This window comes from Lactobacillus paragasseri, assembly GCF_003584685.1.
Lineage (GTDB): Bacteria > Bacillota > Bacilli > Lactobacillales > Lactobacillaceae > Lactobacillus > Lactobacillus paragasseri.
In genome coordinates this window covers 1,040,566-1,062,673 of sequence record NZ_AP018549.1, presented here as the reverse complement: position 1 = coordinate 1,062,673, position 22,108 = coordinate 1,040,566, and the positions used below count along the sequence as shown (strand labels likewise).

Genomic DNA, 22,108 nt, shown 5'->3' with positions numbered 1-22,108 from the left:
AAGTATGACAAAAATAAAGAATATTTTCAAAAAAGATATTGATCGAGATATTCGCGGAGTTATTAAAATTGGTCAAGATAGTGAAAAAATTAAGAAACAAGAACTTGAAGAGTATGTTATTACTGATGAATTAAAGAATGATTTTACTCGCTTTTTTGATGCTTATGATAAAAGTATTGATGTACCTACAGATAAAATGGGAGCATGGATTAGTGGTTTTTTTGGTTCAGGTAAATCACACTTCTTAAAAATTTTATCTTATCTTTTAGAAAATGATATAGTTGATGGACGTAAAGCAGTAGACTATTTTTTAGAAGATGGAAAATTTGATGATAACCATTTATCTAATGCTATTGAAAAAGCTACAAGTGTATCAACTGATGTTGCCTTATTTAATATTGATTCTAAAGCAGACTCCAATTCAGCCAATGATAGTAGTGCTATTTTAAACGTATTTCTTAAAGTGTTTAATGAACAGTTAGGATATTCTCCAATTGCAGAAGTTGCTGATATGGAGCGTTGGCTGGATAGTATTGGAAAATATGATGCATTTAAGAAGGCTTTTCAAGATCTTGATCCGGAAAATCACTCCTCTTGGGAAGAAACCAGAAGTAGATATGCGATTATGTTGAATACGCGTATTAAACCTGCATTAATTAACTCTGGTGCATTAGATGAAATAGATGCACAAAATTATATCAATGAATTTCTAAGTAAAAAGTTCAGTATTGATGCTATTGGATTTGCCAAATTGGTAAAAGACTATCTTGATAAAAAGGGTGGTAACCATCATTTTGTATTTTTGGCTGATGAAGTAGGGCAGTTTATCGGTGAAGATGATAACAAGATGCTTAACTTACAAACTATTGTTGAGCAGCTCGGAATTCAATGCCATGGACGTGCTTGGGTTGTAGTAACCTCTCAGCAACAAATGGATGAAGTTACAGGCAATTTCCATAAACATGAACGTGATTTTTCAAAGATTCAGGGTAGATTTAATACTCTAATCTCAATGAGCTCTGCTAATGCTGATGAAGTTATCCGGAAACGTTTATTGGATAAAAAGCCATTAGCAAAGGAAGAATTAGATGATCTATTTACTCAAAATGAATATAGCATTAACAATAAGATTAATTTCAGTGATGCTATAAAAAGAGAAAAATATGAGGATTCTCAATCTTTTGTTGATAATTATCCATTTATACCATATCAATTTAGTTTGCTAAAAAATGTATTATCAGCTGTCCGTAAACATGGTGCTAGCGGTAGTCATATGTCGGATGGTGAACGTTCTATGCTAGCTACTTTCCAAGAGGCTACTAGAAGATACGAAGATGATGATTTAGGCAAACTTGTTCCGTTTTCTGCTTTCTTTATTGGAATGAAAGAATTCCTCAATCATGATCACCAAGCTGTATTTGATCAAGCAATGGGTGATACATATATAGCTAAAGATAGTTTCAATATTCAAGTCTTGGCTGTTTTATTTATGGTTCGCTATGTCGATAATTATCCATCAACTCTTGAAAATATTACTACGCTGCTTTTGGACGACATTAATCAAGATCGTCAAGAATTGACTGCCAAGGTTAAAGATGCTTTGAGTGTTTTAATTAGGCAGAATCTTATTCAAAAGAATCTTGACACATATGAGTTCCTAACTGATTCAGAACAAGAAGTTAATGAAGCAATTAATGCGATTGATATAGATGATCAAAAAATTGTTCGTGAAATAGGTAGTTACTTGTTTACGTCTAATTTAATAGATTCTAAGTATGTTTATCCTAAAAAGAAAAATCAATATATTTTTGAATTTAATATGTATATTGATGGAACAGGATTGAATCCTCTAAAAAATGATTTGAATATTAGGATCGTATCCCCACTGCAATCTGGAAACTATCGTGAAATTGATTATAAGCAGCAGTCAGGTGATAACCGTAACATCATTGTTGTTTTAAAAGATGATGATCGGTATATTGAGAACTACAGACAAGTAGAAAAAATCAAAGAATATATGCAAAAGCCGGAATCAAGATCTGATGAAAAGATTAGATATATTGCGGCCAATCGAAACAGTCAAGCAAAAGATATCGAGCGTAATACACAAAAAATGTTGGAAGATGATTTGCTTGATGCTGATATTTATGTTGATGGCGATGTATTAGCTAAGGGCAATAACTTTACTAGTCGTTTAGCTGAAGCTAAAAAGACAATTATTGATGCTAATTACCGAAATCTGCAATATATTGATGATGTTAAATCTGATCAAGATATTCTTAATGTATTAAAGGGTAATCAAAATGATGTACTTTTAACTGATAATGAGCAAGCAATTAATGCGGTAATCGAATATATAAATGGACAAGCTGGTTTAATGAATAATATTTCCTTGTCTAGTGTGGTTGATCGTTTTGGTAAAATTCCGTATGGTTATAAGCCAAATGATACTGCTTGGCTAGTTGCTAAAGCATTTTCTGATGGTAAGCTTAAGATCTATTTCAATAATTCTAAGATCTCTTTAGATGAAGCGCGTAAGGATCCAAAATCAATTCAGCGATATTTTATCAGTAAGAGTAATCTATCAAGATTGACGATGAAGCCTGTTAAAGAAATCTCTGCACGCGAAAAGAAAGATGCCAAAGAATTTGCAAGTGATGTTTTAGAAGTCAGTTTAGTTCTTCCAGATGGTGCCACTTCTGAGCAATTAGCTGATGAGATTAAAAAGAAGACACAACAAAAAGTTAGAATTCTTGAAGATATACTAAATTACAACCATGATAATAAATATCCTGGTAAAGATATTCTACATGAGGGAATTAACAGCTTAAAACAGATATCTATGGTTCCTGATAGCGATCAAATCTTTTCAATTATTTCTAAACACTTAGATGATTTAGAGGATTGGCGTGATGAGGTTGAAGATAAAGCTATTCTACAATTTTATGGTGATATTGGTAATATTAGTGACCAAGAAAAAATTTGGAGAAAATCTAATAGCTATTTAGCACGTTTTAATCATGCTAAGGGATTTATTGAAGATGAAAATTTAAAGGAAATAGCTAATGAACTTGAGAAGTATTTAGATATGGATCAATTCAATATTTCTATTCCTAAATTGAAAAATTTGAATTCTGAATTCGTTTCTTTGTATAGTGATGACATGGATAAAGTCCATGAGAAAATCATAGGCAAGGTTAATGAAAGCTATGATCGACTTAAGAGTTTAGTAACTGATGCAGAATTTCCTAAAAAAGAAAGCGATGAACTTTTTGCTGAGGTTAACAACACTCTTAAATCGATAAGTGATCGTGCAGATCAATATAATGAAAGTAGCGATGAAAATGCATTCTTGAATTTAATTAGTTTAGATAATGCTATTGATTCTGCTAATGAGAGATTAAGAAATAAAATTTCAGAAGTAAGCCAAAAGTTAGCTGAGAAGGCTCAACAGGAACAAGAAGCTGCTGCAAGGAATGTTGTAGAAGACGTCACTAATCCAGATAACAAGCAAAAAGAAACGGTTAAAGTTTCGCCTTCACCTCAACCTAATCCAACTGTAAAAATTAAGAAAACCATCTTTAAGAAGATTTATGATGTGGTTCCAGAAGATAGCTGGAAGATTGAGAGTGAATCAGATATTGATAAATATTTAAACGCTTTGAAAGTAAGTCTTGAAAAAGAATTAGAGGATAGCGATATTATCAATATTGACTTTAAGTAGTTAAGAAAGAGACTGATTTTAATATCAGTCTTTTTTCTTGTTATAATTAATAGTAATTATTTGAAGTTTAGAGAGATTTGAAAAAGTATGGACAAAAATAAAATCAAAAAATTTGCAATTAATGCTAGAAAAAGTTTGAGAGATACAACGGAAGTTCAGCTAGCTAATTTGGGTATTACAGATGAAAAGATTAATGAGGAACTTTCTATTTCTACTAAAGATAAAAAGTACTATGTAGACGATAATGAAAGTAATGCTTTAACTGGTAAACAAATTGGCTGGCGAAAAGATGTTGTTAATGAATTAAAAAATAGGGGATATGATGATGACCCTAAGACTGTCTTTAATGATTTTGTTGAAGAAGTTGCCTACACTTGGTTCAACAGAATTATCGCAATTAGATTTATGGAAGTTAACAATTATCTGCCAAGTAGGGTAAGTGTCTTAACTAGTGAAGAAGGTAAGGCTGAACCTGATATCATTAATGAAGCAATGGAGATTGAAGATGATTTAGGTGGCTATAGTGATTCAGAAAAAGAATTAATTTCGACTGCTTTGACTGAGAGAACCCCTGAATTGATGGATAAGCTTTATGCAATGCTTTTTATTAAGCAATGTGATGAATTAAGTGATATTTTGCCGGGTTTGTTTGAAAAAACTAATGATTATTTGAAGTTGCTGTTTACACCTAATTATAACCGTGGTGTTATTCAAGATTTGATTAATGAAATTCCTGCGAGTTATTTTGATGTAAATGAGGAAGGACAAGTTCAAATTATTGGATGGCTTTATCAATATTACAATAGTGAATTAAAAGATACGGCATTTAAAAAGAAAAAGTATCAAACAGATGATATTGCACCGGTAACTCAATTATTTACACCCGATTGGATTGTTCGTTACATGGTAGAAAATTCTTTGGGAAGATATTGGATAAATATTCTTCATAGTAGAGGAGACGAACGCTCTGAAAACGAAATTGCAAATGAATTTGGCTGGAGATACTATATGCCGGCTTCAGATCAAAACAATATTGTCTTAGACAAAGAGTTGGCAAATAAAGACGTAAAAGATATTAAATTCGTTGATCCAGCAATGGGTTCAGGACACATCCTTGTATATGCTTTTGATGTTTTTATGCAGATTTATGAGTCGGAAGGATATTCCAAGAGGGATGCCGCAACTTCAATTCTTAAGAATAATCTTTATGGACTCGATATTGACAAGCGAGCATATCAGCTATCAAATTTTGCTTTGTTAATGAAGGCTAGAGAAAAAGATCGCCGTTTATTTAGAAGAGATTATAGTATAAATCTCTTTGACGTTCCAAGATCCAGATACGATATTGAAAACTATCAAAATATAATTGATAGTTCTTCGAACATAGATAAAGATAAAACTAGATCTGATCTGAAAAGTATTTTAGATGTCTTTAAATATGGGGATGATTTGGGTTCGATTATTAATATTAACAAGGATATTGATATTAGTGGTTTAAAAAAACTAATAGGTTCAGATAATGATGAAGGACAAATTGACCTTTTGTCAGATACAGTAAAAGAAGAACTAGAAAGCATCTTGAATGTTGTTGAGGTTCTTAACAATAAATATGATGTTAGTGTAACCAATCCACCATATATGGGCGGTGGAAAGATGGACGTTCCCCTTAAAAAATATGTCCAAAAAAATTATCCAGATTCAAAAGCTGATTTATTTAGTGTGTTCATGGAAAAATTAGTGAGTACGACTAAAGATGATGGATACATTGGTATGGTTACTATGCATTCTTGGATGTTTCTATCTAATTTTGAAAAGTTAAGAAAGAAATTGCAAAAGCATACAATTATCAATATGGCGCATTTAGGTACACGCGCATTTGAAGAAATTGGTGGTGAAGTCGTTCAAACTACCACGTTTATTTTGCAGGAAAGAAAAAATGATGGCTATGTAGGTAGCTATGAAAGATTAGTTGACTATGGCTCACAAGATGGGAAAGAAGAGAAGTATCTAGAAATAGTAGATGGTAAAGATATACAAGATTTATATCAAGTTAGTCAAGACAATTTTTATAAGATTCCTGGCAGTCCTATTGCTTATTGGGCAAGTAAGAATATAATTAGAGATTTTGAAAATGGAACGTCATTGGGAAAAATAGTTAATGCTAAGCAAGGATTGGCCACTGCTAATAATAATAGATTTTTGCGCCAATGGTTTGAAGTTAATATTAATAGAATAGGTTTTCATTGTAATAATATTGAGGAATCGGTTGAATCTAGAAAGAAGTGGTTTCCATATAATAAAGGTGGAGCATATCGTAAATGGTATGGAAATTATGATTATGTTGTAAATTGGCAAAATGATGGGTATGAAATACGACATTTTGTGGATAGTAGGGGGAAAATAAGATCAAGACCGCAAAATACAGATTTTTATTTTAAACCTGCTGTTACTTGGTCATTAATTACAAGTAGTCTGTTTTCAATGCGTTATCGCTTACCAGGTAGTATCCATGATGTGAGTGGGATGTCTTTATTTTATAAAGATCAAGACTTAAAAATAATTATGGGGCTTTTGAATACTAAAGTCGGACAATATCTTCTATCAATACTGAATCCTACTATAAATTTTCAAATCGGTAATATTGAATCAATCCCTCTTTTAAAACTAAATTATGGCAATAGTGAAGAAATTATTCAAAGTAATATTGCGTTATCACGGCGAGATTGGGATGCATTTGAAACATCATGGGACTTCAAACGTAGTCCGTTATTAGTAAATAAAGCTGTAACTTTAGAACAAGCTTATAATAATTGGTCGCAAGAAGCTTTAGATAGATTTAACCAACTTAAAGCCAACGAAGAAGAGCTTAATCGTATCTTTATTGATCTTTATGGTTTACAAAATGAATTAACTCCAGAAGAAGACGATAAGGAAGTTTCTGTCCGTAAAGCAGATCAAGTTCGTGATATTAAAGCGTTTCTATCTTACTTTATCGGTTGTGTCTTTGGCCGTTACTCACTTGATCAGGATGGACTTTCATATGCTGGCGGTGACTGGAATGCATCCCTTTACTCAATCTTCAAGCCCAACAAAGAAAACATTATTCTCTTAACCGATCGTCAATATTTCGATGATGAGCGTGATATCATTGTTCGTTTGCGTGAGTTCTTATCTAAGTCTTTCGATTCAGATCATCTAACGGATAATATGAACTTCATTGCTCAAACTTTGGATCCTAAGAAGTTCGAACGTGGAGTTAGTGCAGAGCAGATTATACGTGACTATTTCGTCAATGATTTCTACAAAGATCATGCTAAGATATATCAAAAACGTCCAATTTATTGGGAATTTAATTCTGGTAGAAACAAGGGATTTAAGGCATTAATGTACTTACATCGCTACACTCCAGAACAACTTGCAATGGTTCGCCAATATCTTCACGATTTGCAGCCGGCAATGAATGATTTAATCGAAATTGATAATGATTTATTAGATCAGGAAACAACGGCAAGTGCTAAGAGCAAATATCGAAAGATTATTTCAACTCTTAATAAGCAAATGAATGAATTAGTTAAGTATGATCAAGTCTTAGATCACTTATCTCAAAGTCCAGTAGATTTAGATCTTGATGATGGTGTTCTTGCTAATCATGACAAATTGCAACAAGGAGAAAAGTTGTTGACTAAGTTATAATTCTAGAAAAAACTTATCTAATCAATATGATATAGATAAGTTTTTTTGTTTATAATTTAAATGAATCTCTGTGAAAGTATACTATTTTTATGGAAAGAAAGTGACTTAGTGGATGAACGAATTAAATAAAATCGAAAATGCTATTAAAGAAATTGATGCGACAACCTTTCAAAAACTTTGTGATGAATATTTATCTCGTATTTTCGGAGGAACATTAAATCCTCTTGGTTCTGAAGATGGTAAAAATAAACCAACTAAAGGAACACCAGATTCGTATATTATAAATGATAATGGTGAAGTGTATTTGATGGAATATACATCACAAGAGAGTAGGTTAATTCAAAAAATTAATAGCAACTTAAAAAAACTTAATGAATTGAATATTAATAAACACAATGTAAAAAAGATTATTTACTGTTCAGCTACATCAAACGTAAGCATAGAATACATCGACTCGTTAACAGAAAAGTATAAGAAAGAAAAAATAGAGTTTAAATTTATTTCAAACTTTGAATTAGCCAAATATATTCAAGATAAGTACCGTGATTTAGCCAATAAATATTTAGGATTTGCATTACCACCGAGGCAACTAAAAAATATTAGTGAATTTGGAGAAGAATATAATAAGCAATTTAGTGGATCAAAATTAAATTCATATTTTGCTTATAGAGAAAAAGAGCTTGCAGAAATAAATGAATATTTTAAGACACAAAATATTATAGTGCTCACAGGTAAACCGGGTGTAGGAAAGACGAGGTTAGCCTTTGAATTTGCTAAAAGAAATTTCTTGAATAATAGTTTTTTCGCACGAAATGTATATGATATTAATGCTCTAATATCCGAACTTCAGGTTGAATTTTCAGATGATTCTACTAAATTAATTGTTTTTGATGATGCAAATCAAATTGAAAATTTGGAGAAAATATTTAAAGCGTTTGTTCAACAATTAAATTCTGGAAAGGTAAAGATTTTAATTACAGTACGCGATTATGCAAAAGAAGAGATAGAAAATAAAGTAGATGAATACTCTTCAGTAAATACTATTAATTTACTATCGATCAATACTGAAGAAATTAGAGAATGCATTACAAAAGTATACAATATAAAAAATGAGTATATTTTAGATATAATTTGTGAAATATCTCATAGTAATCTTAGAATGGCGATGTTGACATCTGAAGTATATTTGGAAAAACATAGAATTATTGATATAGCAGATGCGTCTCAAGTTTATAAAAAATTACTTAAAAATGTACTGGAAAATGTAATTGATAATGATCGACAACTTATTTGCTTAGGAATAATTGCTTTTTTTGGAAACTTAAATATTAATAACGAACAAGAAAAAGTTTTATACAAACCAATATTAGATACAGCCAATATTTCATATACCGAATTTAAACGAAATATTGCTTTACTTGATAAACAAGAATTAATTGATTTTATAAATCAAAAATACATATATTTTTCAGATCAAACGTTAAAAGCTTATGTTTTAAAGATTGTCTTTTTAGATGAAAAGTTAATTTCTTTAAAAGATCTAATAGAATATACTTTTGAAACCAAAGCTGAGCTAGCTATTAATTGTATCAACGATTTGATAAATACCTTTTACAATGAAGAAAATAAAAATTATCTTACTCAAGTTGTAGAAGAGGTTTGGAAATATTTGGAAGATAAACATAGTGAAAAGTATTTAGACTTTGTTTCGGATTTTGTAGAATTTGATGTTAATAAAACTATTGAAACGGTGAAAGAAAAAATTGATCAAATTAAACAATATTCAAGAAAAAATAATATTAGTTTCAATGTTTCGGATAATAATAGATTAAATGATATTATTTTAAAAATAATTAATCATCTTTCTTATACTGATAGTTATAAATATGCTTCTGAGTTATTCTGTCTATATTTAAATAAACAACCACAGCTATTTTCTGAATTTCATACAGCTATAATTCAAGACTGGGCTATAAATCATGACACATTTATTAATTATAAATTTAGAAGACAGATTAGTTTGATCAAGGAATTGATGAATAGCGAAAAATTCGATAGTGAGGTAAATATTTATTTACTTTTATCTATCATGCCTAAATATTTAGAATTAGTAATTGAAGAAACTCATGGAGTCATTAATGAACCAAATAAATTTATGACACGCAAATTTTTATCTTCTGCTACTGAAGATAATCTTGTTTTTAGAGAACAACTATGGAAATTCCTATTGAAACTTGATTTTAATTTTGATAGTAAAGTTAAAAAAATTGTAGCAAATTATGGATCAGAGTTATTTGGATTGAACAATATAGATGACACTACTATAAAAGTTGTTCAATTTGATTTGAAATATATTAGTAAATTAATTCATAAACTATTTGATCCCAAGAGCCTTATAGATTGTGTGGCAGTGGGTCAAATTAAAAATAGATTATTTAAGACAAATATCGAAATTTCCAATATAGATAATTTTCTAAATAATAGTGATTATCATCTTTACCAAGATATCGAAAGTATTAGACGTGAAAAGAAACACAAAAGTAATAAGTTTCTAAAAAAATATGTTGATGATAATTTAAACTCTGATGTAGAAACTTTGAAAAAAATAGTAAACATTATTGATATCCTAGAAAAAAGATATCAGACTTATGGCTTGTTGATGGTTGTACAAATTATATTAGATAACCTAAAAGATAATACAGATGAATACCTGTCCGGTATAGAATTTTTATTTTCAAGTAAAATTTCAGTATCATCGATTTTTTATGCAATTATAAATTACCTACATACTGTAAGCTCTACATCTAAAATTATCCAGATGTTAGATAAGGTAAAGAATGAAAACAGAAAAGACTGGTTATATTACATTTATTTTGATAGCTTGCCCAAGAAAAATTTGAACTTTCAAACCTATGACTTATTAACAAAGTACTTAAAAAATGAAACTGTGAAAAGTATAGGAGATTATAGCAATCGCAGTCTTGATTTTCTATATAAATTTAATACTGTTAATACACATGCATTTGAAGAATGTTGTAAAATTATATCTTCGAAAGAAGAAGAATTTAAAAGGATTTATTTTCACTTTTCCTCCCTTGATGAGAAACAAAGTGAAAGTATCGTAGATTCATTTGATGATATTAAATTATTAATAGATATTTTTATCAATTATATTGATAATGATCAATACGATATGTCTAATTATTTACTTGAAAAAATATATAAAAAGGATCAATCAATTTTAACTAGTTATGTGAATAAAATTTTAATCCCCAAATTAAAGAAGTTTCAATTTCATAATGAAGATCAATTACTTCTACTTTTAAAAAACAATAATAGTATTGAGATCTTAAATAAGATATGGAATATAATATGTCAGAAAAACGACAATTTTTTATTGATTAATTGGAGCGAGGAATTAGTAAACTTAGTAGAAAAAGATGACTGTGTAGACAATTGGATAAAATCATTTATAAAAAAAGGTAATTATGATTCTAGAGAAATTCATATCTTGTTAGAAGGAATCAACATAAAAAATATTAAACTTTTTTATAAGTATCTTAAAGAATATATTCAAACTAAACCAGATATAAAAGAATTTGATAAAATTCAACTTTTTCCAATGAGCTATAGTATTCCAATGAACGAAAAAGGCATCAAGAAATTCTATGTTGCTAATATAGAATCTCTTAAAGCTCTTTCTGAATGGATAGTATCTTTAGGATTAGACTATTTTGAATATAAAAATAAAGTTGACATCTGTATTAAAGGTGAAAGGGATATGTTAAAAGAAGAGCTCGGAAAGTTAAGAGCCAATATTTATTAAAAAACTGCGTAATTACACGCAGTTTTTTCTTATATTTTAAAATTTTTAATACATTTATTTTGTGGAAAATTTTAATGTAGATTTTGGTACAATAATAAAGTTGATTTTTATATAAAAAGGAAAATAAATTAATGAATAATAATACCCTTTCTAAAAATATGGTTGATAAGAGTATAGAGGCCTTTTTAATGGGGTTAGAAATTTACAATAAACCAACTATTAAGTATAGAGTAGAAGGTTTTAGTTTTTTATTTGTAACGCATGGGAATTGCTATTAAAGGCAATACTTATTGATAAAAATGAATCTATTTATTATAAAAACAAACAAGATAGAACTATTAGTTTAATTGATGCAGTAAAAAATATCTATCGTGATAGACATACAAGAATTAGATTGAATCTTGAAAAAATAATAGAGTTAAGAAATATTAGTACCCATTTTATTACTGAAGAATATGAAGTTAAATACGCACCATTGTTTCAAGCGTGTGTATTAAATTATACTAATGAATTAGAAAAATACCAAAACAGAGATATTACTAAATATATATCTCAAGACTTTCTAACTTTATCAACTCGTTATGAGCCATTAAGCAATGAACAGATAAAAATGAAGTATCCTGCTGAAATTGCTCAAAAATTTATACAACAATCTAATGAAATTGATGTGTTAAATAAAGAATATGATTCAGATAAATTTTCGATCAATATTGCTCAACGTTTATATATTACAAGAAAGAAAAAGAATGCCGATTTTACTGTTAGAATAGAAAAAAATTCAGAAAATTCCGTAGCTATAGTTAAAGACATAAAAGATCCATCTGATACACACAAATATTCTTACAATAATGTTATTATGGCAGTCAATGAACGATTAAATAAACAAAACATAAAATTACAGTATAAAAGTGGTTTTAATCAGTATGTTTTAAATATGATAATAGATTTTTATGACATTAAATCAAATCCTAAGTATTCTTATGAACATGTAATAGGAAAACAACACAGTTATACTTATTCTCAACAATTTGTAGAATTTGTTGTTACTGAGATAAAGAAAGACCCTCAACACTTTGTTGAGAGTCTTAAAAAAAGTATAAAACCAAGATAACCCCAAGCACATAGGAATGCTCAGTATAATAACTTACCCCATTTTGGGACCCAGCGTTAATCCTTCACAAGTTACCTTTTACTTTAAATTGTAAATCAATTATACAATTGTATAATTGAATATGCAAAATATTTATACTTATCAGACTTTTTAGTATTTCTATATTTTTATTATAGATAATTAAATAGAGTAGAATTTTTATATACTTAGGGGTGCCTTTAAGATACTTTGCGACTGATATAATTTACTTAACGAACAGGGGTTAACAGTATGGCAACATTAACGACAGATAAAATTATTTCAGAACTTAAAAACTATTTTGAAGATAAATATCAGTATGTTTTTTGGTATGACGATAAGGCTCAGTTTAAAGATATCATTGATCAAATTGCTTCTAATTTAAATGAAGTTAGACTATATAAAGCTCAAGCCAATCAACAATTTAAAACAAAAATCGACCTTTTAAGTGATTCTCAACATAAATATTTAATTTATGCACCTTATGAACGACCAAGAATACAAGAAAATTATTTAACTGATCTGGAACACTATTCTAAGCTTTTTACTGCTGATGCAACGCAAATTATACTGGAAGAATTAAATTTATCAGTAGATAAGTTATCTTTTGTAAAACAATATCATGCATTTTTTGGGGCTAAAGATAGACGCAAGAACTTTATTAAGTATTGGAGCGTAGATTTCGATACCACTCCTGAAAAAGGTATCATCGCAGCAATTACCAAAACTGAAAAGCTAGATATTAATGAATTATTGATGAAAATTATTGCTGCTGGAAAAGAAAATAATCAATATTTATTTCTTTTTGCTAAATATAATGTACTAGATTATTTTTGGAAACTAGTTGGAAATTATTTCGGCTATGATACTATTGAAAATGCTAACTTAGACAATCTAATTAATAATCTTTTTTTCACATATTTAGATACAGAATTAGATATTAAAAATTCTAATAAATTTCAAAATTTATTATTAAGTAATAAAGATAATGTACAAATTTTTATTGATCGCTTTGCTGATTCTAATAAATATAATAAATACTATATCTCAGAGTCAAATCGTGTTTGGAATGAATTGAAATTACATGATTTATTAGTACAAGAATCCCTCAGTGACTTAACAAAGGTAACTGTTTTTGAAGAAGTAAACAGTATCGTATTAACAAAAATTAGAGATAAATTTATTGATAATCAAGTTACTGATTATGAACAAGTTCTAAATATTATTGATCGAATGTCTAACCACACTCGCAATAATTTCTCTAATAATAAAGAAAATGAATATAAATTTTTATGTTATAGTGCTGAATTATTTAATTTGCGTATCCCATTATTTGAAAATTGGCAAAAAGAATTGGACGGATATATAAATAATGAATACCAAATAGACACTATTTATCGAAAAATATTATTAGCTTATACAAGAATTGACAATAACGATTTATATAGTAAAATCAAAAAAAATATTGATTTATATTATGGAAATATTTTATTAAATAGCTCGGTTAAACAATGGAATAATACCTTTGATTTATCAGAAGTACCAAGTGATATAAAACAAGAACGATTTTATCATAATCACGTATCTCATGTGCCAGAAAGAGTTGTAGTAATTTTTTCAGATGCCTTACGCTTTGAAGTTGGTAAAGAACTAGAAGATGAGCTAGATAATAATGATCGATTAACTTTAAATATGAAATATGCGCTTACTAGTTTGCCGTCAGTGACGTATATGGGAATGAATGTTATGCTACCGCACAATAGGCTTAGATGGGATGCAAAGAAACATAAAGTTAAAGTAGACGATAAAAACGCTGAAAATACTTCTGCTCGTGATAAAATTTTAAAAACATTCAATGAAAGTAACACAGCTGCTCAACTAAAAGATATCTTGGAAATGACTTCAAAAGAAGTGAAAACTTTCATTAATGGTAAGAATTTAATTTATTTGTATCACAATCAAATTGATGCTAAAGGACATGAACTAAAAACAACTAAAGAACTAGTAGATGCTACAGAAAAAGCAATTGAGGAAATTAAAAAAGCTATTCAAGCTTTACGAACAAACGGTGTGTCGCACATCATTGTAACAGCTGATCATGGCTTTATTTATCAAGAACGTCCAATTTATGATACCGACAAAATTGATTTAGCAAATGAAGACTATTTAGGCAATGCACATTTAAGATATTTGATTACTCCCGATAAATTAAGCGTAAGGGGAGTTAAAAGTACTACAATGGGTATTAGCTTATCTAATGATGATAAAACTAATATTTATTATCCAACAAGCCCGAACGAATTTATTGCAAGAAGTGGAAGTAAAAATTATGTTCACGGTGGTTCTTCTATTCAAGAAATGTTAATTCCAATATTAGATATCAAAGCAACTTCACGAAAATCTGCTGCGCAACCAGCAAAAATCAAATTAGCGGCTACTACTTTTAGAATTAATAGTTTAAAAATGAATTTGCTTTTTAATCAAATAGCTTCAGTCAGTGATAGAGTATTACCAACTGAATATAATGTATTCTTTGTTGATGAAGATGAAAAAATGATTTCTAATAAAGTAGTAGTTGAAGCAAATCGTAAGGGATCTGCGGCTGATCGTACTCTTCCTGTAACTATTACAATTCAGAATACAAATTATAATCTTAATAAAAAATATTATTTAGTAATTGAGAACCAAGATACTAATTATTCCAAAAAAATAGAATATACCATGGATATATTTTCAAATAATTAAATGTATAAATATTAATCATATAATAGAGATAGACCAGGATATTTTCCTGATCTATTTTTATTAATCATAAGAAAGCTAATAACCCCATGACAAAACTAACATCCGCACAACAAGCCTTGCATCAAGGTCTAATTACTTTATTAAATACTAAGAAAATATATCAAGTTTCTATTAAAGAGCTAACGCAAACATCAAACGTTGCCCGAAGTACTTTTTACGCATATTACGATAACATAGACAATTTATTAGAAGAAATAGAAGATACTTTTATAGAAAATCTGAATACACTCGATCAGAGCATTACAGATTCAGCTGCAAATAACTTTACATATTTTTATGAAGTGTTAAGTTACGTTGAAAAAATAGCAATCTACTTTCAGCCCTGCTAATTAAAGATTATGATTATCGTTTAGTTAAGAAATGGAAAATGGCAATTAAAGCTAATCTGTATCAGCATTTTCAGCTAACTAATCCTAATATTAAAGCTGAGCTTTTATTTGAAATGACAGCAAGTGAGGTAATTTCAGCAGATATTTTTTATCTAAAGCACAAAGATGACGTTGATCGAAAATCTATCCTAGATCTGATTTCAAAGGAATTAACTAACTTAGCAACTTATTTTTAGACATTTTTGGCAATTATGTAGTGTTAAATTTGCGTATTTCTTCATAAAATATTTTATGAGGTAATAATTATGTCAGAATATAAAGTTCATATAATTAATACCGGAAAAGTTAGAATTGAGCCTGAATTAGCATTTGGTGGAGATCATTGTTCAACTGCCAAGGCTGCCGGCTTTTCAATTAAAAGATCACCTAAAATATGGTTACCAGTAAATGTCTTTTTAGTAGAAACGTCAGATAAATTAATCTTGCTTGATACAGGTTGGGATCGTTCAATGAGTCCAAATGGTGTTTTTGATAAAAAAGCTCAAATTAAGTCTTTAGGTTCTTCACTTTTATATCACGTTAATCAAGGAGTGGTTGCAAAAGGGATGACAGCAAGTGAACAGTTAGCTAAGTTAGGAATTTGGCCAAGTGATATTGACTATGTCATTATTTCACATCTTGACCGTGATCATGCTAATGGATTACGTCAATTCAAAGATGCCAAAAATATTATGGTGGCACGGTCAGAATATGAGTATGCTAAGAAGCATCCCTATATTCGTTTTAAGAAAAAATGGTAGGACGATGTAGCTTTGAATCTGTATGATTGGAATGATAGTCAAGGCTCATTTGGTAGATCTTATGATTTATTGTGAGACAAGAGTATTGAACTCATTAATATCCCAGGACACACTGCTGGATTAGTTGCTACCAAGATCACTAATAGCGATGGCAAATATTTCCTTTATTATGGAGATGGTGGCTATGGTGAAAAATCTTGGAAGGAAATGGTAACTTCTGGCATTTCAATGGATAAAAGTGCTCAAAAAAAGTCGCTTGAGTGGATTAGAAAAGAAAGTCTAGATCCGAATTGTGTAAGATCATTAGCTTGTCACGGGATTGAAGAAAAGCCTGAAGTATTTGAATTTTAAGTAAGTAGTAAATTTTATTTAAACAAGTCCTTATGCACATCATTAAAATGCATCCCTTTATACATATCAGGAGTGCTATTTTTGATGGCCCAATTTGAAATTGTATTTAAAACTGGTAGCAGCGTTTTTCCCTTATTTGTTAATGAATATTCGACGCGAATCGGCATTTCATTATATTGTTTTCTTTCAATGATATCTTGTTGCTGTAATTCCTTAAGCGAATCAGCTAATGCTGCATCAGAAATATTTTCCATCTGATCTTTTATTTCACCATATCTCATAGACTTTTTGTGTCCTAAGATACACAAGAGTCTTGGTTTCCATTTTCCGCCAAAGATATCTAATGCGTAATCAACAGTACAATAGTATTCTTTTGGTAATTTTCTTTGATACATAATTGACCTCACTAAATAATTCTTTAGTAACTAAAGCTCTTTTTAATATATATAAATCCTTTCAACTTTATCTTACTATAAAAATGTAAGTTGATTAAAACAGAAAGGAAAATTGATATGGCAGTAAAAGCTTATTTAGAAGTTACGATGCAGATCCCAGCAGAAAATAGAAAGGCAGCTGCAAAGGTTTATAGTGATTACCGTAAACCATTTTTAGAAACAATTCCAGGCGCTGAAAGTAAGGCATTACTTGTTCGCGATGAAGATGTGCAGGTATTACACGGCTTTGATTCAGTAGAACATGCACAAGATTATCTAAAGAGTGAAATGTTTACTAAACATGTTTTTCCAGGCTTAAAACCTACTTGGACGGCTGAACCAGAAGTTAGAATTTTTTCAGTTGTTGGATAGAATACTAAAAATATCAAACGTTCTAGTTTGATATTTTTTATTAGGTAAAGAAAAAATGAAAATAACTAAAATCGATCTATTATATAGTGATCCAGTAGAAGATAATTGGCGGCCGTCTTTTTGTCGTATTTATACTGACAGGGGTATTTATGGCGATGGTGAAGTTGCTCTATCATATGGCGGAGCAAAAGAAGCTGCTTTTATTGAAATGAAAGAATTAGCTCCCATGTTAATCGGGATGAATCCCTTAGAGCATGAGGTCATCTGGCAGAAATTATACAGAAATAGTTTCTTGGGTAAAAATGCAGGTCCTGTAATTCTTGGCGCTATTTCAGCTTTTGATGTTGCTTTATGGGATATTAAGGGAAAATATTATCATGCTCCTTTGTGGGAATTACTTGGTGGAAAACAACGAAATCATTTAAAAGCTTATGCTAGTCAGCTCCAAATGGGATGGGGAGAGTCAAGAAAGCCTGCAGCTTCAGCTCAAGATTATGCAAATAATACAAAAATTGCCTTAGAAAAGGGATTTAAGACTGTTAAAATTAACTTTTTAACATTTGACGAGCGAGGAAAGCAGGTTCCATGGCAAAAGCAGACTGCTTTTTTATCGAATAATTATTTAAATTTAGCAGAAGAGCGAATAAAAGCAGTTCGTGATACTTTAGGAAAAGATGGCGAATTAATTTTAGAAAATCACGCTTTAACTGATAAGTTATCAGCTGTTCAGTATGGAAAAATGGCGTCGAAATATAATATTTTGTATTTTGAAGAACCAGTAAAACCTGATCCTGATCTATTAAGTTATGTTCATCAAGAAACAGGTCTAAATATTGCTTCTGGTGAACGAATGTATTCTCGTTGGGACTTTAAGCGTGCTTTTGATCAAAATAGCATTCAAGTTGCGCAGCCAGATATTTGTACGGCTGGAGGAGTAACTGAAGTTAAAAAGATATGCGATATGGCAGATACAAGTGAGCTTGGTGTACAAATCCATGTAGCCGGAAGCAACTTAGCAACTGCAGTGTCACTAAACTTAGAAGCAGCACTCCCTAACTTTGTGATTCATGAATATAACGTCAATACTGAGATGCCAAAAATGCTTAAGTTAACTAAATATGATTATGAACCTAACAATGGTGTATTCACTATTCCTAACAGGCCAGGAATTGGTAATGAAATATCTGATTATGCTTTTAAGCATAGTAGGGTAGTTACGGTTAAGTGAAATAGAAATTTCTGTACTTGATGGTGGTTTGGTTCCAACTTTATATTAAAAAATGTTTATCTAAAATTTAAAAGTAGAATTTAGGTCAAAACTGATCTGAATTCTGCTTTTTATTTGAATTTAAATAGATTAAATTAATGTTTTTTTAATTTTGTATTGAGGTTTAAAGCTTAAAAATATAAAATTAATTTAAAATATAATTAAAATACAAAACACTTGGAGAAAAAGTATGAGCATTAAGCAACTATTTAAATCAAATAAAAAACAGTTTATTTTGATTTTTTTAATGGTGATTATTGGAATGGCAAGTGACTCACTATCACAATATTTAATGACGCCAGCGTATAATCATCTACGAAACATGAATTTATTGGGCTTTATTCTGTTTATGTGTTTAGCACTAGGCTGTGATGGTGTCAGAATTATACTAATATCAAGATCAGATTATTTGTATGGCAAAGACGTACAGAATTATTTACACCAGATCCGTGCCAGAATTAGTCGCTATTTCTTTAAAAATGGTATTAATCAGACTGCAAAAGTACAAAATAATATGGTTGCAAATCTTGATCAACTAACTACTAAATACTTAACTCCGATTAAAAATGGCTTTATGTATTTTTTAGCTGTAGTTTTCTCAATTGGAATTCTATTTTCTTTTAATTGGATTCTAGTTGTTGTAACTGTGATTTTAACTATTATTTCATTATTGTTACCTAAGGCCTTTGAAAAACTAACTTCTACGGCAACAGTTACTGTCACAAAGAAAAATGAAAAATTCCTCAATATTTTGGATAAATGGGTAAAAGGCCTAGATGAACTAAGAAGATATGCAAGTTTCGATATTTTTACTAGCTCGATTAATAATGGGGCAAAAGAGTATAAGAAAGCTGCAATTCATCAAGGAGCAACGATTGCAATTGCTGATATGGCTACAGCGCTTGTAAATATTGGCGGTCAAATGTTGCTTCTAGGTTTATGTGCTTACTTATATTTGCAAGGTAGAATTGCTTTTGGTGCTGTAATTACTACTGGCCAATTTAGTTCAACAATTATGAATGGTGTAGCAGCATTTGTGGCCCAATGGAATTTAATTAAATCAGCTAAAGGCTTAAATGAAGAAATCCTTGAGCTGGAGCAACAGGTTGAAATACCCAAGGATCAACATGATGATCAAAAAATTGCCAAGATAGAAATAAAAGATTTAACCTTACAATTTAAGAATGGCGAAAAGATTTCATATCCTAATTTAACTTTCAATAAAGGTGAAAAAATTCTAATAACTGGCGATAGCGGAAGTGGAAAGTCTACCTTATTTAAATTAATCTTAAATAAACTCACTCCAAGTAAAGGTACAATTCGTTTTATTGATCAGGATGGTAAGGAAGTATATTTAAATCCGGATGAAATTGGATATTTGGCACAGGATAGTACCCTCTTTCCAGACACGCTTGAAAATAATATCACTATGTTTAATGCTGAGCTTAATAATCAAGTAAAACAAGCAACTAAAAAAGTTGATTTAGATAAAGATATTAGCAACTTTCCTGAGGGGCTAGCTACACAAGTTGATTTAGATAAGAACAATTTGTCTGGTGGTCAAAAACAAAAATTAGTCTTAGCTAGAGCGTTAGTCCATAATTCTCCCTGGCTTTTTATTGACGAGGGCACTAGTGCAATTGATAGCAAATCTACGAAGCATATCTTGCAACATCTTTTAACTACAGATGGTTCTGTAATTATGATTGCACATAACTTTTCTAACGAATTAGTTTCAATGTTTGATCGGGTAGTAAAACTAGATGATGGGGGCACTAATCAATGAGCTTTAAAGACTTTATAAAGACGAATTACTTCAGATTTATTTACATGAATATCTTGTCAGTAATTTCTGGTGCTGCTGTCATTGGTGCGGGATATGTACAAATGTACTTTTTAACCGATGTTAAAAACAAAGATTGGCGTGGAATTTTGGTTACTGTCCTTTTGATAGGGCTTTTGTATATTGGCACTCAGGGGATGATCTACTACATTCAATTTGAAATTCGAATTCAAGAAGAAAAATATAATCAACAGATCCGCAATAAACTTGCCAGGCATTATTTCCTTGATCAAAGAAATCACAAAGTTGCTGATGTGCAAAATAGAATGACTAATGATCTTGAAATGGTTAGAACAAATTTCTTTGATTGGTATATTATAATTCCATTTTATGGGGCAATCTTTGTATCGGCGTTAGTAGCATTACTATCTATTAACTGGATGATCTTTTTAGCAAGTATCGTAATTGATATTATTTCTTACTTTGTTCCAAAACTAGCTCAAAAGAAGATGGAACAAGCGACAACCAATGTTTCCAAGCAAAACAAATATTATCTTGATGTTTTGGCAAAATGGTTTTCTGGCCTTGAAGAATTAAGAAGATACTTTGCTGGTGCAAAACTATTTAAAGTTGGTGAGCAGGCTTCAAGTAAAGTAGAGAACGCACATATTAAACAAACAGCTGCTCAGCAAGAATTAATTGTTTTAAGTGGTTTTTGTAACTTAGTTGGACAAATGTTATTACTTTCATTAACTGCATTTTTTATTACAAAAAATGCTATTATCTTTGGTGCTATCATGTCTGTTCAAAACTTTGCAGCTAATGTTTCAATAGGTTTGCAGCAAGTAATTGAAGGTTTAAGTTTTATGAAATCTTCTAAAGAGTTGATGGGAGAAATTAGTCATGATTCTGCTGTAATTAATAAGAATAAAGTAGAGGGTGAGGAAGCTCCTCTTGCCTTTACTACAAAAAATTTGTCATTGAGTTTTCCAAATGGCGAAGAACTTGTTTTTCCAGATATTGATGTTAAACCAGGAGAAAAGATCTTGTTAAGTGGAGATTCAGGTGCTGGAAAATCAACTTTATTTAAGCTGATTTTAGGTGATTTAAAGGCAAGTACCGGTAAGGTCGAATTTGAAAATGCAGCTGGAGACACAATAATCCCTGATATGTCGAGAATTGGTTATATCCCACAAGACCCTAATTTATTTCCTGGTACAATTAAAGAAAATATCACTATGTTTAATGATAAGTTGGATAGTCGAGTTGAAGCAACTATAAATGAAGTAAACTTCGATAAAGACATTAAAAAATTTAAAAATGGAATTAATGAAGAACTTGATTTAGACAAAATTAATATTTCAGGTGGTCAAAGACAAAAGATTGTTTTAGCAAGAGCAAAAATTCATGATAGTGATATTATCTTGATTGACGAAGGAACTAGTGCTATTGATCAAAAAGCAACAATGAATATTTTGGAGAAACTGCTTAATAGTAAAGCAACAATTGTATTTATTGCTCATAATTTTAATGAGCATATGCGTCAGATGTTTGATCGAGAAATTTATTTAAGTAAAGATTAAATTCTTTTAGAC

General features: G+C 30.0%; 13 protein-coding genes and 1 pseudogene. 13 read left to right on the top strand and 1 reads right to left on the bottom strand.

From position 1 onward, the window contains the following. Positions 1 to 4: 4 nt before the first annotated feature. The 9 genes and pseudogenes from brxC to LpgJCM5343_RS09610 all read left to right on the top strand — a co-directional run bounded on the left by brxC (position 5) and on the right by LpgJCM5343_RS09610 (position 16,657). Entirely contained in the window at positions 5 to 3,724 is a 3,720-nt protein-coding gene (brxC, locus tag LpgJCM5343_RS05125; RefSeq protein ID WP_113532397.1) for a BREX system P-loop protein BrxC, read from the top strand. An 87-nt stretch (positions 3,725 to 3,811) separates the two neighbouring features. Then, positions 3,812 to 7,417 (top strand): BREX-1 system adenine-specific DNA-methyltransferase PglX, encoded by a 3,606-nt coding sequence (pglX, locus tag LpgJCM5343_RS05120; protein ID WP_113576154.1) that lies wholly within the window; start codon positions 3,812 to 3,814, stop codon positions 7,415 to 7,417. Between the two features lie 112 nt (positions 7,418 to 7,529). Further along, on the top strand, positions 7,530 to 11,243 hold the full coding sequence (locus tag LpgJCM5343_RS05115) for an nSTAND3 domain-containing NTPase (protein ID WP_113576155.1): 3,714 nt from the start codon (positions 7,530 to 7,532) through the stop codon (positions 11,241 to 11,243). 131 nt (positions 11,244 to 11,374) lie between these two features. Next, a pseudogene (locus LpgJCM5343_RS05110) lies at positions 11,375 to 12,354 on the top strand (DUF3644 domain-containing protein). A gap of 270 nt (positions 12,355 to 12,624) precedes the next feature. Further along, the gene (gene pglZ, locus LpgJCM5343_RS05105; protein WP_113532395.1) at positions 12,625 to 15,117 is read left to right on the top strand and encodes a BREX-1 system phosphatase PglZ type A; all 2,493 of its coding nucleotides are present in this window, start codon (positions 12,625 to 12,627) and stop codon (positions 15,115 to 15,117) included. A gap of 86 nt (positions 15,118 to 15,203) precedes the next feature. Next, positions 15,204 to 15,506, top strand: coding sequence for a TetR/AcrR family transcriptional regulator (locus LpgJCM5343_RS05100; protein ID WP_113532394.1), 303 nt, complete (start codon positions 15,204 to 15,206; stop codon positions 15,504 to 15,506). A 38-nt stretch (positions 15,507 to 15,544) separates the two neighbouring features. Further along, complete coding sequence (locus LpgJCM5343_RS05095; protein WP_113532393.1) at positions 15,545 to 15,742, top strand: hypothetical protein; 198 nt, start codon at positions 15,545 to 15,547, stop codon at positions 15,740 to 15,742. Between the two features lie 69 nt (positions 15,743 to 15,811). Then, positions 15,812 to 16,306: an MBL fold metallo-hydrolase gene (locus LpgJCM5343_RS09615; protein WP_250881803.1), complete on the top strand. Its 495-nt coding sequence runs from the start codon at positions 15,812 to 15,814 to the stop codon at positions 16,304 to 16,306. Positions 16,307 to 16,513: 207 nt separating this feature from the next. Beyond that, positions 16,514 to 16,657 carry a phosphotransferase gene (locus LpgJCM5343_RS09610; protein ID WP_095669696.1) on the top strand — a complete coding sequence of 48 codons (144 nt, stop codon included), beginning with the start codon at positions 16,514 to 16,516 and terminating at the stop codon, positions 16,655 to 16,657. Between the two features lie 14 nt (positions 16,658 to 16,671). On the opposite strand, the gene LpgJCM5343_RS05085 is transcribed toward LpgJCM5343_RS09610, so the two are convergent. Beyond that, positions 16,672 to 17,052 carry a winged helix-turn-helix transcriptional regulator gene (locus LpgJCM5343_RS05085; RefSeq protein ID WP_113532392.1) on the bottom strand — a complete coding sequence of 127 codons (381 nt, stop codon included), beginning with the start codon at positions 17,050 to 17,052 and terminating at the stop codon, positions 16,672 to 16,674. Positions 17,053 to 17,169: 117 nt separating this feature from the next. On the opposite strand from LpgJCM5343_RS05085, the gene LpgJCM5343_RS05080 reads away from it, so the two are divergent. From LpgJCM5343_RS05080 to LpgJCM5343_RS05065, 4 genes are all read left to right on the top strand, one after another. After that, a complete protein-coding gene (locus tag LpgJCM5343_RS05080; RefSeq protein WP_035429682.1) occupies positions 17,170 to 17,463 on the top strand; it encodes a hypothetical protein in 294 nt (97 codons plus the stop codon). A 55-nt stretch (positions 17,464 to 17,518) separates the two neighbouring features. Further along, the gene (locus LpgJCM5343_RS05075) at positions 17,519 to 18,691 is read left to right on the top strand and encodes a mandelate racemase/muconate lactonizing enzyme family protein (protein WP_113532391.1); all 1,173 of its coding nucleotides are present in this window, start codon (positions 17,519 to 17,521) and stop codon (positions 18,689 to 18,691) included. Positions 18,692 to 18,920: 229 nt separating this feature from the next. Continuing rightward, a complete protein-coding gene (locus tag LpgJCM5343_RS05070; protein WP_101890738.1) occupies positions 18,921 to 20,516 on the top strand; it encodes an ATP-binding cassette domain-containing protein in 1,596 nt (531 codons plus the stop codon). Continuing rightward, entirely contained in the window at positions 20,513 to 22,096 is a 1,584-nt protein-coding gene (locus tag LpgJCM5343_RS05065; protein ID WP_101890737.1) for an ATP-binding cassette domain-containing protein, read from the top strand. The genes LpgJCM5343_RS05070 and LpgJCM5343_RS05065 overlap by 4 nt, the downstream gene beginning before the upstream one ends. Positions 22,097 to 22,108: the final 12 nt, after the last annotated feature.

Bases quoted from the DNA above. Each gene is read 5' to 3' on its own strand.
- brxC (WP_113532397.1), top strand. From the start codon at position 5: ATGACAAAAATAAAGAATATTTTCAAAAAAGATATTGATCGAGATATT.
- pglX (WP_113576154.1), top strand. From the start codon at position 3,812: ATGGACAAAAATAAAATCAAAAAATTTGCAATTAATGCTAGAAAAAGT.
- LpgJCM5343_RS05115 (WP_113576155.1), top strand. From the start codon at position 7,530: ATGAACGAATTAAATAAAATCGAAAATGCTATTAAAGAAATTGATGCG.
- pglZ (WP_113532395.1), top strand. From the start codon at position 12,625: ATGGCAACATTAACGACAGATAAAATTATTTCAGAACTTAAAAACTAT.
- LpgJCM5343_RS05100 (WP_113532394.1), top strand. From the start codon at position 15,204: ATGACAAAACTAACATCCGCACAACAAGCCTTGCATCAAGGTCTAATT.
- LpgJCM5343_RS05095 (WP_113532393.1), top strand. From the start codon at position 15,545: ATGGCAATTAAAGCTAATCTGTATCAGCATTTTCAGCTAACTAATCCT.
- LpgJCM5343_RS09615 (WP_250881803.1), top strand. From the start codon at position 15,812: ATGTCAGAATATAAAGTTCATATAATTAATACCGGAAAAGTTAGAATT.
- LpgJCM5343_RS09610 (WP_095669696.1), top strand. From the start codon at position 16,514: ATGGTAACTTCTGGCATTTCAATGGATAAAAGTGCTCAAAAAAAGTCG.
- LpgJCM5343_RS05085 (WP_113532392.1), bottom strand. From the start codon at position 17,052: ATGTATCAAAGAAAATTACCAAAAGAATACTATTGTACTGTTGATTAC.
- LpgJCM5343_RS05080 (WP_035429682.1), top strand. From the start codon at position 17,170: ATGGCAGTAAAAGCTTATTTAGAAGTTACGATGCAGATCCCAGCAGAA.
- LpgJCM5343_RS05075 (WP_113532391.1), top strand. From the start codon at position 17,519: ATGAAAATAACTAAAATCGATCTATTATATAGTGATCCAGTAGAAGAT.
- LpgJCM5343_RS05070 (WP_101890738.1), top strand. From the start codon at position 18,921: ATGAGCATTAAGCAACTATTTAAATCAAATAAAAAACAGTTTATTTTG.
- LpgJCM5343_RS05065 (WP_101890737.1), top strand. From the start codon at position 20,513: ATGAGCTTTAAAGACTTTATAAAGACGAATTACTTCAGATTTATTTAC.